Source organism: Stenotrophomonas sp. CFBP 13718 (assembly GCF_014842145.1).
In the GTDB taxonomy this organism is placed as follows: domain Bacteria; phylum Pseudomonadota; class Gammaproteobacteria; order Xanthomonadales; family Xanthomonadaceae; genus Stenotrophomonas.
Map to the genome: position 1 here is coordinate 265,320 of NZ_JACYVC010000003.1, position 12,930 is coordinate 278,249.

At 66.7% G+C, this 12,930-nt stretch carries 8 protein-coding genes; 5 read left to right on the forward strand and 3 right to left on the reverse strand.

Annotation, left to right across the window (positions count from 1 at the left end):
* Positions 1 to 3: 3 nt before the first annotated feature.
* From ftsX to rhlB, 3 genes are all read right to left on the reverse strand, one after another.
* The gene (ftsX, locus tag IFT58_RS07065; protein WP_188325220.1) at positions 4 to 978 is read right to left on the reverse strand and encodes a permease-like cell division protein FtsX; all 975 of its coding nucleotides are present in this window, start codon (positions 976 to 978) and stop codon (positions 4 to 6) included.
* The gene (ftsE, locus tag IFT58_RS07070; RefSeq protein ID WP_188325221.1) at positions 975 to 1,661 is read right to left on the reverse strand and encodes a cell division ATP-binding protein FtsE; all 687 of its coding nucleotides are present in this window, start codon (positions 1,659 to 1,661) and stop codon (positions 975 to 977) included. The genes ftsX and ftsE overlap by 4 nt, the downstream gene beginning before the upstream one ends.
* Positions 1,662 to 1,857: 196 nt before the next feature.
* Positions 1,858 to 3,597 (reverse strand): ATP-dependent RNA helicase RhlB, encoded by a 1,740-nt coding sequence (rhlB, locus tag IFT58_RS07075; protein WP_192094309.1) that lies wholly within the window; start codon positions 3,595 to 3,597, stop codon positions 1,858 to 1,860.
* Positions 3,598 to 4,120: 523 nt separating this feature from the next.
* Between rhlB and trxA the strand changes: the two genes are divergently transcribed.
* The 5 genes from trxA to IFT58_RS07100 all read left to right on the forward strand — a co-directional run bounded on the left by trxA (position 4,121) and on the right by IFT58_RS07100 (position 12,796).
* Complete coding sequence (trxA, locus tag IFT58_RS07080; protein WP_188325223.1) at positions 4,121 to 4,450, forward strand: thioredoxin; 330 nt, start codon at positions 4,121 to 4,123, stop codon at positions 4,448 to 4,450.
* Between the two features lie 225 nt (positions 4,451 to 4,675).
* A complete protein-coding gene (gene rho / locus IFT58_RS07085; RefSeq protein ID WP_192082055.1) occupies positions 4,676 to 6,448 on the forward strand; it encodes a transcription termination factor Rho in 1,773 nt (590 codons plus the stop codon).
* A 283-nt stretch (positions 6,449 to 6,731) separates the two neighbouring features.
* Positions 6,732 to 7,748: a LacI family DNA-binding transcriptional regulator gene (locus IFT58_RS07090; protein ID WP_192094310.1), complete on the forward strand. Its 1,017-nt coding sequence runs from the start codon at positions 6,732 to 6,734 to the stop codon at positions 7,746 to 7,748.
* 1,010 nt (positions 7,749 to 8,758) lie between these two features.
* The gene (locus IFT58_RS07095) at positions 8,759 to 11,770 is read left to right on the forward strand and encodes a TonB-dependent receptor (RefSeq protein WP_192094311.1); all 3,012 of its coding nucleotides are present in this window, start codon (positions 8,759 to 8,761) and stop codon (positions 11,768 to 11,770) included.
* 6 nt (positions 11,771 to 11,776) lie between these two features.
* Complete coding sequence (locus IFT58_RS07100; protein WP_192094312.1) at positions 11,777 to 12,796, forward strand: cupin-like domain-containing protein; 1,020 nt, start codon at positions 11,777 to 11,779, stop codon at positions 12,794 to 12,796.
* Positions 12,797 to 12,930 lie beyond the last annotated feature (134 nt).

Consider the following 12,930-nt stretch of genomic DNA (forward strand, 5'->3'; position numbering starts at 1 on the left):
GTCTCAGGTTTCAGTGGGGCGCGTCTGGCGCAGGAAATGTCCGGTGACCAGCCATGCCCCCAGCCAGCCGACCAGCACGATGGCCAGCAGCACCACCGAGGAATGCAGCAGGTCCAGCCCCTTCAGCGCGAACGGACTGGCATAACTCTGCGACAGCTGGGACAGCGGGCCGGACAGTGCCGCGCCGGCACCGGCGATCAGGCCCAGCGCGACCAGACCCGCCCCCAACCCGTACCAGGCCCCCAGATACAGGAAGGGGCGGCGGATGAAGCCATCACTGGCGCCGAGCAGTTGCAGCACGCCGATTTCCTCGCGCCGCGCCTGGATGTCCAACCGCACCGTGTTGCCGACCACCAGCACCGCACCAAGTCCGAGCACCAGCGACAACACCTGCACCAGCCGCGCGCCGAAGGCCAGCCAGGCGTCCAGGCGCGTGCGCCAGAGCGCGTCATGCTGCACCAGGTCGGCCTGCGGCAGCGTGCCCAACGCACGCGCAAGGCGGGCATCGTCCGTCGCCGCTGCCGGCGTCACCACCAGCAGGCTGGGCAAGGGGTTGGACTGCAGCGCATCGATCGCTTCGCCGAGCCCCGCGTTCTCGCGCAGTTCTTCCAGCCCCTCGTCCGGCGTACGCAACTGCACCGCCTGCACGTCATCGCGGGCACGCAGTTCCGTGGCCAGCGCCTCGGCCGTCGCACCGTCCAGCTCGGCTTTCAGGAACAAATTGATGTCGCGCGATTGCTGCACGCTGCCGGTGAAGTGCTTGAGGTTGTCCAGGGCGATGGACAGGCCGAGCGGCAGGGCCAGCGCCAGCGCCATCACCATTACGGTGAGCAGCGTCGACCACGGCTTGCGGAAGGCGCGGCCCAGGCTGAAGACGATGCTGTGCATGTGGTGCTGCCACCAGATGCCGACGCGCGAGGGAGCGGCCGCCGGCGCATTGGCCTTGCGCTCGGTCGAGGGGGATGTATCGGTGCTCATTCGGCCAGGTCCTGCGGCGAGATGTCGTCGACCAGCCTGCCGTGGTCCAGGATCAGCACACGCTTGCGCATACGCCGCAGCAGGGCCAGGTCATGGCTGACCACCAGCACACTGGTGCCCCGCGAGGGCAGCTCGGCGAACAGCGCCATGATCTCTGCCGCCAGCGTCGGGTCCAGGTTGCCGGTGGGCTCGTCGGCCACCAACAGGCGCGGCTCACCGACGATGGCACGGGCGATGCCCACGCGCTGCTGCTCGCCTGCCGACAGCTGCGACGGCAGGGCTTTTTCACGATGGCCCAGGCCCATCCGCTCCAGCACCGAGCGCACGCGCTTGCCGATGTCGGCACGGCGCGTGCCGCGCAGGATCAGCGGCAGGGCGACATTCTCGGAAATGCTGCGGTCCATCAGCAGCCGGTGGTCCTGGTAGACCGCGCCGACCTCACGACGGTGCCGGGGCACGTCGCCACCGCGCACCTTCAGCAGGTTGCGCTCATTGAACACCACCGCGCCACGGCTGGGCCGTTCGTCCAGGTGGATCAACTTCAACAGGGTGCTCTTGCCGGCACCGGAATGGCCGGTGACGAACACCATCTCGCCCGGCGCCACGTCGAAGCTGACATCCGTCAGCGCCTCGTGCCCACCGGCGTACTGTTTGCTTACATTGTCAAAACGCAGGACGCTCATCCCCTGATTATGCAGGACAGGCGCCACGGCGTGGAGACATCGCGTCAGGGCCTGTGCCCGCGGCGGGGCAGACCGGAGAGACCGCCGCCCCCTGAGCCTGGGGCAGCGCCGCAGGCCCGGGGGTGTAGGTGCTGTTGAAGCACGGCCGCGATCCGCCCAGCGGACCGCGAGCGCGACAGCGCGAACGCGATGCCGCTTAGGTGCCCGCCAGCATGCGGCGGATCTTGCGGCCGATGCGGGTAAGGAACGAGTCGCTGGGATCGACGCCACGGACCGGCTTGGCCATCACCTGCACCGGCGATACCGGCGTGGTCGACGTACCGCTCTCGGTGCCGGCCTCGGCGCCTTCGACCGGACGGCCGTTGCGACGACGACGACGCTTGCGCGGCTTGCGCTCGCCATCGGCCAGGGCAGGATCCTGCGCGGCATCTTCGGCCTGCGGCGGGCGCGGTGCCTGCACGCTGTCCAGCGCAGCCGGCGCAACGGTGCCTTCCACAGCACTGGCGGCGACGGCGGTTTCTGCACCGGCCACGACCTCGCCTTCCACCCGCGGCTTGCGCGGCGGACGCGGACGGCGTTCACCGCTGCGTTCGCCAGTGCGTTCGCCACGACCCGCCGACGGCTTGCCGCCACGGCCGCCACCACGACGCTCCTCTTCGGCAGCGCGTGCTTCGCGTGCTTCACGGAAGATCTGGCTGACGCTCTCGTTCTCGTCGCCTTCTTCGCCCGGCGCAGCCGGTGCGCGTTCCGGACGCGGCAACGAGGTCAGCAGCTCGGCGGTCACTGCTTCGACCGGGATCTTCTGATCAATGTAGGCCTCGATATCCGGCAGGCCCATCGCATAGCGTTCGCAGGCGAAGCTGATCGCATCGCCTTCCTCGCCCAGGCGGGCGGTGCGGCCGATACGATGCACGTAATCTTCGGCGTCGAACGGCAGGTCGTAGTTGTAGACGTACTTGATGCCGTCGATATGCAGGCCACGGGCAGCCACGTCGGTGACCACCAGGATCTCCAGCTGGCCCTTCTGGAAGCGGTTGAGCAGGCTCTCGCGCTTCTTCTGCGGCACGTCGCCGGACAGCACGCCGACACGGTAGCCGGCACGTTCCAGCGAACGCGCCACGCGCTCGACGAACACCTTGGTGTTGACGAACACCATCGTGCGCGCGCCTTCGCTGCGTGACAGCAGGCCCAGCAGCAGCGGGATCTTCTCTTCGTCGGCGGGGAAGTACATGCGCTGGCGCACGCGTGCGGCGGTGATGGATTCGCTCTCCACCACCATCTTCTGCGGCTCGTTCATGTGGTCATACGCCAGCTCCAGCACGCGATGGCTGAGCGTGGCGCTGAACAGCAGGGTCTGCCGCGTGGTGCGCTCGGGCATGCGGCGCAGCAGGAAGCGGATGTCCTTGATGAAGCCGAGATCGAACATGCGATCGGCTTCGTCCAGCACGCAGATCTCGCAGGCATGCAGCGACACCACCTTGTGCTGCTTGACGTAGTCGATCAGGCGGCCCGGGGTGGCGATGATCACGTCCACGCCCTGCTGCAGCAGTTCACGCTGCTTGTCGTAGTCCACCCCGCCATAGACCAGCGCGAAGCGCAGGCCCAGGTCCGAACCCAGCTTCACCGCGTCCTTGTGGATCTGGATGGCAAGCTCGCGGGTCGGTGCGAGGATCAGCGCGCGCGGGTCTTCCGGCTTGCGGTCAGCCAACGCCGGGCGGGTAAGCAGGCGATTCACCACGGCCACCAGGAAGGCCAGCGTCTTGCCGGTGCCGGTCTGTGCCTGGCCTGCGACATCGCCACCGGCGAGTGCGACCGGCAGCGTCAGCGCCTGGATCGGGGTGCAGCGGGTGAATCCGGCTCCTTCAAGACCGGCGTGCAACGCCGGATGCAGATCGAAGGAGGAAAAGGTCAAATCGGTCAGCGGTTTGTCGCTCATGTGTCCGTCTTGGTCTGGCCGCCACCTGCAATCGGGCGGCTCGGCATCATCTGGGGGCTCCGTCGCAAACTGCGGCCCCTGCGGCGGGTCGGCGGGCGCTGGACCTGTCGGGTCCCTTGCCGCTCAACGGTGAAGTTTAGCGTACTCGGGGCGCCAAACCGGGCCCAAGCGTCTCATAGCTATTAGAGACGACTCGTTTCGCCGTCTTCATCTGCCGCTCCACGGCCTGAATCCAGCCCCTTCTGCCTCTTGTGGCAATCGGCTCGAGCCCCTAGGTGATAGGTAGTGACAGTGGAATCCGGCACATTTCCCGGATGCCTTCGATCACGATACGCTGGGTTCCAGCCGGCCTCTGTCCCCTCGCGCGGATAGGCGTAAACTGCCGGCCGTGAGCGTCCAGGCATCCGCCCAACGCACCGTGGGCACGCTCCACGAGGCAACGACACGGTTCGCGCCACACTGGCGTGGCCCAGTTCACCCACCTCCGGCCACCGCCGGGTGCATCACCAGACGAGAGACCAAGATGAGCGACAAGGTTGTACACGTCAGCACCGCTGACTTCGAAAGCACTGTGTTGGGTTCCAAGGAACCGGTGCTGGTCGATTTCTGGGCCGAATGGTGTGGCCCGTGCAAGATGATCGCCCCCGCCCTCGATGAGCTGGCCGATGCCTTCCAGGGACGCGCGAAGATCGTCAAGGTCAATGTCGACCAGGAACGCGATCTGGCCGTGAAGTATCACGTGCGCTCGATTCCGTACCTGGTCGTCTTCAAGGACGGCGAAAAGGTAGCGGAGCAGATCGGTGCGGTGGGCAAGGCCCAGCTGGCCGGCTTGCTGGACAAGGCGCTCGCCTGACCCTGCAGGCACTGGCAGCCGGTGACCCCGGCTGCCGCAGGGCCTGCTCTGCATGAACGTCTGCCACAAGCGGCCCTTGCAAGCCGCTGCACGCCGGTGATAGTGTCGGCACATCCGGCCCGCGTTCGCGTGCCGCACCCTCTGGACGCAGTTCACTCCAGACCCCTTTCCCTTCGTTCGCCGCCCCAGCCGGGCGCTCGCACCTTCAAGCGAGGAATAACGCTCTTGTCCGATACCACTTCCGAAACCGGCAGCGCTGATGCGCCCGCCGAAAAGCGTGTGCGCAAGCCCCGCGTCAGCAAGGCCGTCGCACCGTCCGGTGCCGAGACCAGCGCACCGGCGGCTCATCAGCCGGCGTTGCCGTTGACGCAGGCACCGCAACCGCCGTCGGCACCCGCCGCGGCTACGCCTCCCTCTTCTCCTGCAGCGCCGAGCGCGCCGGCTTCCGAATCGTCCGCTTCCAGCGGCGGTGACGGTGGCGAAGGCCGCGAATCCGGCCAGCCGCGCCAGCAGAACAACGCCGGTGGCCAGAACCAAGGCCCATACCAGGGCAACAATGCGCAGGGCAACGCGCAGGGCAACCAGCAGGGCCAGGGCAACCGCCGCGATCGCTTCCGCAATCGCCGTGACCGTCCTGCCCGTGGTGGCCGCGACGATGGCCTGCCGCAGGACAACAACGAACAGCAGCAGCCGTTCGTGCGTACCCAGCAGCCCAACGTGCCGGAGGGTTTCCCGGTCTATTCGCTGAGCGATCTCAAGCGCATGCCGGCGCAGAAGCTGCTGGAAATCGCCGAGCAGCTGCAGATTTCCGAAGGCGTGGCCCGTGCCCGCAAGCAGGACGTGATCTTCGCCCTGCTGAAGGTGCTGACCCGCCATGGCGACGGCGTCGCGGCTGACGGCGTGCTGGAAATCCTGCCGGACGGCTTCGGCTTCCTGCGCGCTGCAGAAGCCAGCTACCTGGCCGGTCCGGACGATACGTATATCTCGCCCAGCCAGATCCGCCGCTTCAACCTGCGCACCGGCGACCACCTGTCCGGTCGCATCCGCTTCCCGAAGGATGGCGAGCGCTACTTCGCGCTGTCCATCGTGGACACCATCAACGGTGAGCCGCTGGAAGCGTCCAAGAACAAGGTGCTGTTCGAGAACCTGACCGCCCTGTTCCCGCGCAAGCGCTTCACCCTGGAACGCGGCAACGGCTCGTCCGAAGACATCACCGGCCGCATCCTCGATCTGATGGCACCGCAGGGCAAGGGTCAGCGTTCGCTGATCGTGTCCCAGCCCAAGGCCGGCAAGACGATGATGATGCAGCAGGTGGCCACGGCCATCACCACCAACCATCCTGACGTGCACCTGATCGTGCTGCTGATCGATGAGCGTCCGGAAGAAGTGACCGAAATGCAGCGCACCGTGCGCGGCGAGGTCATCAGCTCGACGTTCGACGAGCCGGCCGCGCGCCACGTGCAGGTTGCGGAAATGGTGATCGAGCGGGCCAAGCGCCTGGTCGAGCACAAGAAGGACGTGGTGATCCTGCTCGACTCGATCACCCGCCTGGCCCGTGCCTACAACAACGTGGTGCCGAGCTCGGGCAAGGTGCTGACCGGTGGTGTGGATGCCAACGCGCTGCACCGTCCGAAGCGCTTCTTCGGTGCGGCCCGCAACGTGGAAGAAGGCGGCAGCCTGACCATCATCGCCACCGCGCTGGTCGACACCGGCAGCAAGATGGACGAGGTGATCTACGAAGAGTTCAAGGGCACCGGCAACAGCGAAGTGCACCTGAGCCGCCGTATCTCCGAAAAGCGTGTGTTCCCGGCGATCGACATCAACCGCTCGGGCACCCGTCGCGAAGACCTGTTGATCGAGCCGGAACTGCTGCAGAAGATCTGGATCCTGCGCAAGCTGCTGCATCCGATGGATGAAATGGCCGCGATGGAGTTCCTGCTCGACAAGATGAAGAACACCAAGTCCAACGACGAGTTCTTCGGATCCATGAAGCGCTGATTTTCCGGCGCTGATGGAAGTACGACGAGGCCCCGCACTGCGGGGCCTTTGTCGTTTACGGGGTGCGAACATCCGCCAGGCGCTCCCTCCACCAGACGGGCCACTGTCATCGGTAGCGCCGACCCATGGTCGGCGAGCCCAGCGGCGCCGGGATCCGCAGGCACCGGCAACAGGCATCCACCGGCCGTCCGTGCTGCGCCGCACCGTGGCAATATCAGGCCGACGTAGCACCATCGCCGGGCGCGCCTCGCGCGCCGCTGCCCCACGGAGGAAGGTCTGCACCATGGCTGGACGAATCGAGGATGTCGCTGCGGCGGCCGGGGTGTCGATCAAGACCGTGTCGCGGGTGCTCAACAACGAGCCCAATGTGCGCCAGCAGACCCAGCAGCGCGTGCGTGATGCCGTGGCGAGGCTCGGTTACAAGCCCAACCCGTCGGCGCGCAGCCTGGCCAGCCAGCGTTCGTATGCGTTGGCACTGGCCTACAACAATCCATCACGCAACTACCTGATGGAAATACAGAGCGGCATGCTCGATGCGTGCCACGGCAACCACTACAACCTGCTGCTGGGTCCGGTGGGTATCGGGCAGCATGCGCTGCCTGACCTGCGTGCCCTGTTTGAGAACTCACGGCCGGATGGCGTGGTGCTGATCCCGCCCCTCACCGATGATCCGGTGGTGCTGGCTTACCTCCGCACGCACGGCATTCCGTTTGCCAGCATTGCCCCGCGCGATCCGTCGACGGGTATCGGCGTGCGCATGGATGAAACCACGGCGGTGGTCGAGCTGATGCGGCACCTCCTTGCGCTTGGCCATCGGCGCATCGGGCATATCAAAGGACCCCGCACCCACGGTGCCTGCCAGTGGCGCCATGCCGGCTACCGCGCGGCCTTGCGCGAGGCGGGGATCGCCTACGACCCGTCGCTGGTGGTGAGCGGGCAATTTTCTTTCGAGTCCGGCCTCCCCGCCGCGCATCGGCTGCTGGACCTCGCCGACCCGCCCACGGCCATCTTCGCGGCCAACGATGACATGGCGGCCGCGGTGTACCGCGTCGCCGGCGGCCGCGGCCTGCGCATACCGCACGACCTGTCCGTCTGCGGCTTTGATGACACGCCGCTCGCCAGCCACATCTTCCCGGCGCTGACCACCGTGCGGCAGCCGACCGCCGACATGGGCCGGCTGGCCAGCCAACAGTTGATCGACCGCATCCGTGCCCCTGCCGCCGGCGCCATGATCACCCTGGAGCACACCGTGCTGGTGCGCGAGTCGACCGCCGCACCGGGGCGGCGCGCCGGCGCGTAGCGCCGAGCCACGCTCGGCGGGATCCTGCCGCCCACGGCCCGCTGCGCTCGCCGACCGTGGGTCGGCGCTACCGATGTTGGATGCTCGGCGGAATCCTGCCGCCCGCGGCCAGCTGCGCACGCTCTGGTAGCGCCGAGCCACGCTCGGCGGGATCCTGCCGCCCACGGCCCGCTGCGCTCGCCGACCATGGGTCGGCGCTACCTATCTCGGACGGAATCATCCGCGGCCCGTTGCACATGCTCTGGTAGCGCCGAGCCACGCTCGGCGGAATCCTGCCGCTCACGGCCCGCTGCGCTCGCCGACCATGGGTCGGCGCTACCGATGTCCGACGCTCGGCGGGATCCTGCCGCTCACGGCCCGCTGCGCTCGCCGACCATGGATCGGCGCTACCTATCTCGGACGGAATCATCCCGCGGCCAGCTGCGCACGCCCTGGTAGCGCCGAGCCACGCTCGGCGGGATCCTGCCGCTCACGGCCCGCTGCGCTCGCCGACCCTGGGTCGGCGCTACCTATCTCGGACGGAATCATCCCGCGGCCCGCTGCGCACGCTCTGGTAGCGCCGAGCCACGCTCGGCGGAATCCTGCCGCCTACGGCCCGCTGCGCTCGCCGACCGTGGGTCGGCGCTACCGACCCTGCGTCTTCCACGGCGCGCCAGGCTTGCTGGGCCGGGAGGTGAAGCGCTTGCGTGCGAATTGTCGAGCGCTGTCAGTCGGCGGTGATTTATCTGCGCAGAACTGTTGCGCAACGCAGCACGCCGCTGAGCAGGGCACGCGCGCTTCCACCGATGCGTCCTGCGTGCTTGGACACAGGCAGGACAACACTTTGCCGTATGTGGCCTCCCATCGTCATGCCATTCAGCTGGCAGCAGGCCGCGCTGCCTGCGGGGGCGGTCCATGTCAGTTTGTTGACAACGCTGTCAACGCAACCCCAAATCGCTCCCGTCAAGCAGTTGCCGCGTTTCAGCCGAACTTAAACCCGCTGTTTCCGCACTCCCTGGGGAGGGATCGCAATGAGGATGTACAAGGCCGTACCCCGCAAGACGATGCTCGCTTCCGCCCTGATGCTTGCCGTGGCTGCGCCCGGCTGGGCACAGGCACCCGTTGATCGCCCGTCCGCCACTACGCCGTCGCCGGATATGGATCCTTCCACGTTGGACACCGTGCAGGTCACCGGTATCCGCGGCAGTCTGACATCGTCGATGAACCTCAAGCGCGACAGTCAGGGCGTGGTGGATGGCATCGTCGCCGAGGACATCGGCAAGTTCCCAGATACCAACCTCGCCGAGTCACTGCAGCGCATCAGCGGCGTCTCGATCGACCGCACCTCCAGCGGCGAAGGCTCCAAGGTCACCGTGCGCGGCATCGGCCCGGACTACAACCTGGTACTGCTCAACGGCCGTCAGATGCCGGCCTCCAACCTGGGCAACGGCGGCGGTGGACTGTCCGGTTCGCGCTCGTTCGATTTCGCCAACATCGCCTCCGAGTCGATCTCCGCAGTGGAGGTCTACAAGACCACCCGCGCCGACAACCCGACCGGTGGCATCGGTGCGACGATCAACATCAAGACGCTGCGCCCGCTCGAAGCCGCACCGGTGGTCAGCCTGGGCATGAAGGCGGTGCACGACACCTCCAACGACAACGTGCCGCGCACGCTGCAGGGATCCAATGTCACCGGCGAACTGTCCGGCATCTTCAGCCAGGTCTACGCCGATGGACGCTTCGGCGTGGCGCTGAGTGCCAGCCACCAGGAACGTGACTCGGGCTTCAACCAGGCCACCGTGGCGGAAGGCTGGGCAACACTGCGCGGCGACGATACCAGCGACTGGCGCGCACTGCCGCAGCCGGGCACCGGCTATTCGGACCGCATCACCAACCGTCCCGGTGCGGAGGACATCTACGGCCGCCCGCAGAACACCGCGTACAACGTCAACGCCGTGCAGCGCCAGCGCACCAACGGCCAGGCCACGCTGCAGTGGAAGCCGCTGGACAACGTCACCACCACGCTGGACTACACCTATGTCGAGAACAAGGTGCAGCAGCAGCGCAGCGAACTGTCGGTGTGGTTCAACTACGGCCCCGGTGACAGCACCTGGACCGATGGTCCGATCGCCGCACCCATCGTGTACAGCGAGGACGTGGTCAACGGAGACGTGGCCATGGGCGGCATGAAGCTGGCCACGAAGAACAGCATGGAATCGCTGGGGTTCAACGTCGAGTGGGAAGTCAACGACGCGCTCGACATGTCGTTCGATTACCACCGTGCCAGCGCCGAATCGCAGCCGGATGGCCCCTATGGATCGGCCGGCGTGCTCGGCGTGGCGGCCTATGTGCGCGGCACGACCACCGTGGATTACAGCGGCGACCTGCCGATCATCAACATCGCACTGCCGCCGGGCGGCGTGCAGGCCGCCGATGCGCTGGTCACCGGTTCGGTGTTCCAGAACAGTTACAACAAGTCCGAAGTGGAGCAGTTGCAGGCCAAGGGCGTGTTCCGTTTCGCCGACTACTCGGCGCTCGATTTCGGCGTGGGCCACACCCAGGTGGACAACCGCTCGGCAGCTGCGATCCAGCAACGTGACAGCTGGGGCGGCGTCGGCACGCCGGCCGACTACGATGACAGCATCTGGTACGCCGATGACATGGGGAAATACTTCAAGGCGTTCTCCGGCCATGACGATCCGCGCCTGACCGGTCAGTTCCTTGTGTTCGATTTTGATCGCCTGCGTGACCGTGCGGCGCAGGTGGCCAACGGCGCCGAGCCCGCGTGCCCGACGTGCTATCTCGCCCCGACCGAGTACTCCGAAGACATCCGTACCAGCGAAAAATCCAAGAGCGCCTACCTGCAGTACCGCACCACTTTCGACTGGAACATGCCGCTGCACATCGCAGCCGGCGTGCGCTATGAACAGACCGAAGTGGAATCGTTGGCGCTGGTCCGCGTGCCCACCTCGATCAGCTGGAACTCACTCAACGAGTTCAACATCACCTATGCCGACGACGGCGCGTTCATCGGCGGCCAGGGCAAGTACGATTACGTACTGCCCAACGTCGACCTCAAGCTGGACATCAACGAGTCGCTGGCGCTGCGCGGCAGCTACAGCCGCAGTCTGGGCCGTCCGGGCTGGACGCAGATCGAAAGCGGGCAGCGCCTGGACAACATCGTGCGCACGCAGGGGGGCACCGGTTCGCGCGGCAACCCGGCGCTGGAGCCGCTGCTGTCGGACAACTTCGACCTTTCGCTGGAGTGGTACTACGGCGACGCCAGCTACGCCTCGGTCGGGTTCTTCCGCAAGAACATCAAGAACTTCATCAGCAATACCATCGCCCGCGAAGATGCCGGCAGCCTGCACACGCCGGTCGGCGGGGCGTACTGGAACGAAGCGCTGGCGTCGGGCTGCGTCACCACCGACACGGTGTGCATCCGTAATTACATCTTCACCAACCACGCCGGTGACCCGGGCGTTGTGTCTACCGGCGTCAACTCGGCCGGCCAGCAGACCGGCAGCATCGTCGGCCAGCCGGGTGACCCGATCGCAGGGTTCGACATCACCCTGCCAGCCAACCAGCGTTCGGATCATCTGCAAGGCTGGGAGGTGGCGGTGCAGCACCTGTTCGGCGAGTCCGGCTTCGGCGTGGCGGCGAACTACACCAAGGTGAAATCCGGGCTGACGTTCGACAACCTGAGCCTGGGCGATCAGTATCCGATGGTCGGCCTGAGCGATTCGGCCAATGCGGTACTGTTCTATGACAAGCACGCGTGGCAGATCCGAGCGGCCTACAACTGGCGCGACAAGTTCCTCAACGGCATCGGTGGCCAAGGGCCGAACCCGAACTACACCGAAGCCTATGGCCAGCTCGATCTCAACATCAGCTACGCGGTGACCGAGCAGCTGACGCTGAGCGTGGAAGCGATCAACCTGACCGACGAAACGATGCGCACCTATGCCCGCCACAGCAACATGCTGCGCTATGCCACCCAGACCGGCCCCCGCTACATGTTCGGCGTGCGCTACAAGTTCTAAGCAGCCATGAGCCTGCCCCCGCCCCGCCCCATCGAAGAAGTCCCGCTCGCGGATCCTGCGGCACTGCCTGCCGCACTACTGAGCTGGACCACACCGAAGGTGGTGCGGGGGCTTGCGGGCGCGTGGCCGCTGGTCCAAGCGGGGCAGCGCTCCGACACGGCGGCGGCGGACTACCTCAAGCGGTTCGACCACGGTGGCATGCCGGTCACCGCCACCACTGCGGCGCCCAGCGCGAAGGGCCGGGTGTTCTACAACGAAGACCTGAGTGGCTTCAATTTCCGCCGCGAACAGGTGCCGCTGCGCGTGGTGCTGGACACCCTGCTCAAGTACCGCAGCGATCCGGACGCACCGACCATCTATGTGGCATCCACTACGCTGGATACTTACCTGCCCGGACTGCGGGAGGAGAATCCGCTGGCGCTGGGACAGGCCGATGCATTGGCGAGCATCTGGATCGGCAACCGCTCGCGGATCGCGGCGCACTACGACGCGCCGGACAACCTGGCCTGCGTGGCCGCCGGGCGTCGACGCGTCATGCTGTTCCCACCGGAGCAGGTAGGTAACCTCTACGTGGGTCCGCTCGACTTCACCCCCGCCGGTCAGGCGATCAGCCTGGTCGACTTCGCCGCACCGGACCTGCAGCGTTTTCCGCGATTTGCCGAGGCGATGGCGCATGCGCAGGTGGCTGAGCTGGAGCCTGGCGATGCGGTGTTCATTCCCTCGCTGTGGTGGCACCACATGGAAGGGCTGGCCCCCTTCAACGTGCTGGTGAACTACTGGTGGCGCCCGGTGCCGGCATGGGCCGATTCGCCGATGAACGCCATGATGCTGTCCCTGCTGGCGATACGCGACCTGCCGGCAACCCAGCGCGCAGCGTGGAAGGCGATGTTCGATCATTACGTGTTCGACGCCGGCGACCACACTGCTGCCCACATCCCGGCACCCGTACGGGGGGTGCTGGGGGCGTTGGATGAAACATCGGCCGCCACCCTGCGCACCACCCTGCAGCAGCGGCTGGACCGCTGACGCTGCGCCCTGTGCGGCGGACCATCGCCGCCCGCAGTGCGCCCACCGGTAGCGCCGAGCCATGCTCGGCGGAATGTGTCCGGCACCGCCACGCCTGACCTGCGCCGCGCACCTCGCTCGCCGTAGCGCCGAGC

What these genes read in the sequence shown, in the direction of transcription:
- IFT58_RS07090 (WP_192094310.1), top strand. Translation starts at nt 6,732, where the DNA reads ATGGCTGGACGAATCGAGGATGTCGCTGCGGCGGCCGGGGTGTCGATC.
- rhlB (WP_192094309.1), bottom strand. Translation starts at nt 3,597, where the DNA reads ATGAGCGACAAACCGCTGACCGATTTGACCTTTTCCTCCTTCGATCTG.
- ftsX (WP_188325220.1), bottom strand. Translation starts at nt 978, where the DNA reads ATGAGCACCGATACATCCCCCTCGACCGAGCGCAAGGCCAATGCGCCG.
- ftsE (WP_188325221.1), bottom strand. Translation starts at nt 1,661, where the DNA reads ATGAGCGTCCTGCGTTTTGACAATGTAAGCAAACAGTACGCCGGTGGG.
- IFT58_RS07100 (WP_192094312.1), top strand. Translation starts at nt 11,777, where the DNA reads ATGAGCCTGCCCCCGCCCCGCCCCATCGAAGAAGTCCCGCTCGCGGAT.
- IFT58_RS07095 (WP_192094311.1), top strand. Translation starts at nt 8,759, where the DNA reads ATGAGGATGTACAAGGCCGTACCCCGCAAGACGATGCTCGCTTCCGCC.
- trxA (WP_188325223.1), top strand. Translation starts at nt 4,121, where the DNA reads ATGAGCGACAAGGTTGTACACGTCAGCACCGCTGACTTCGAAAGCACT.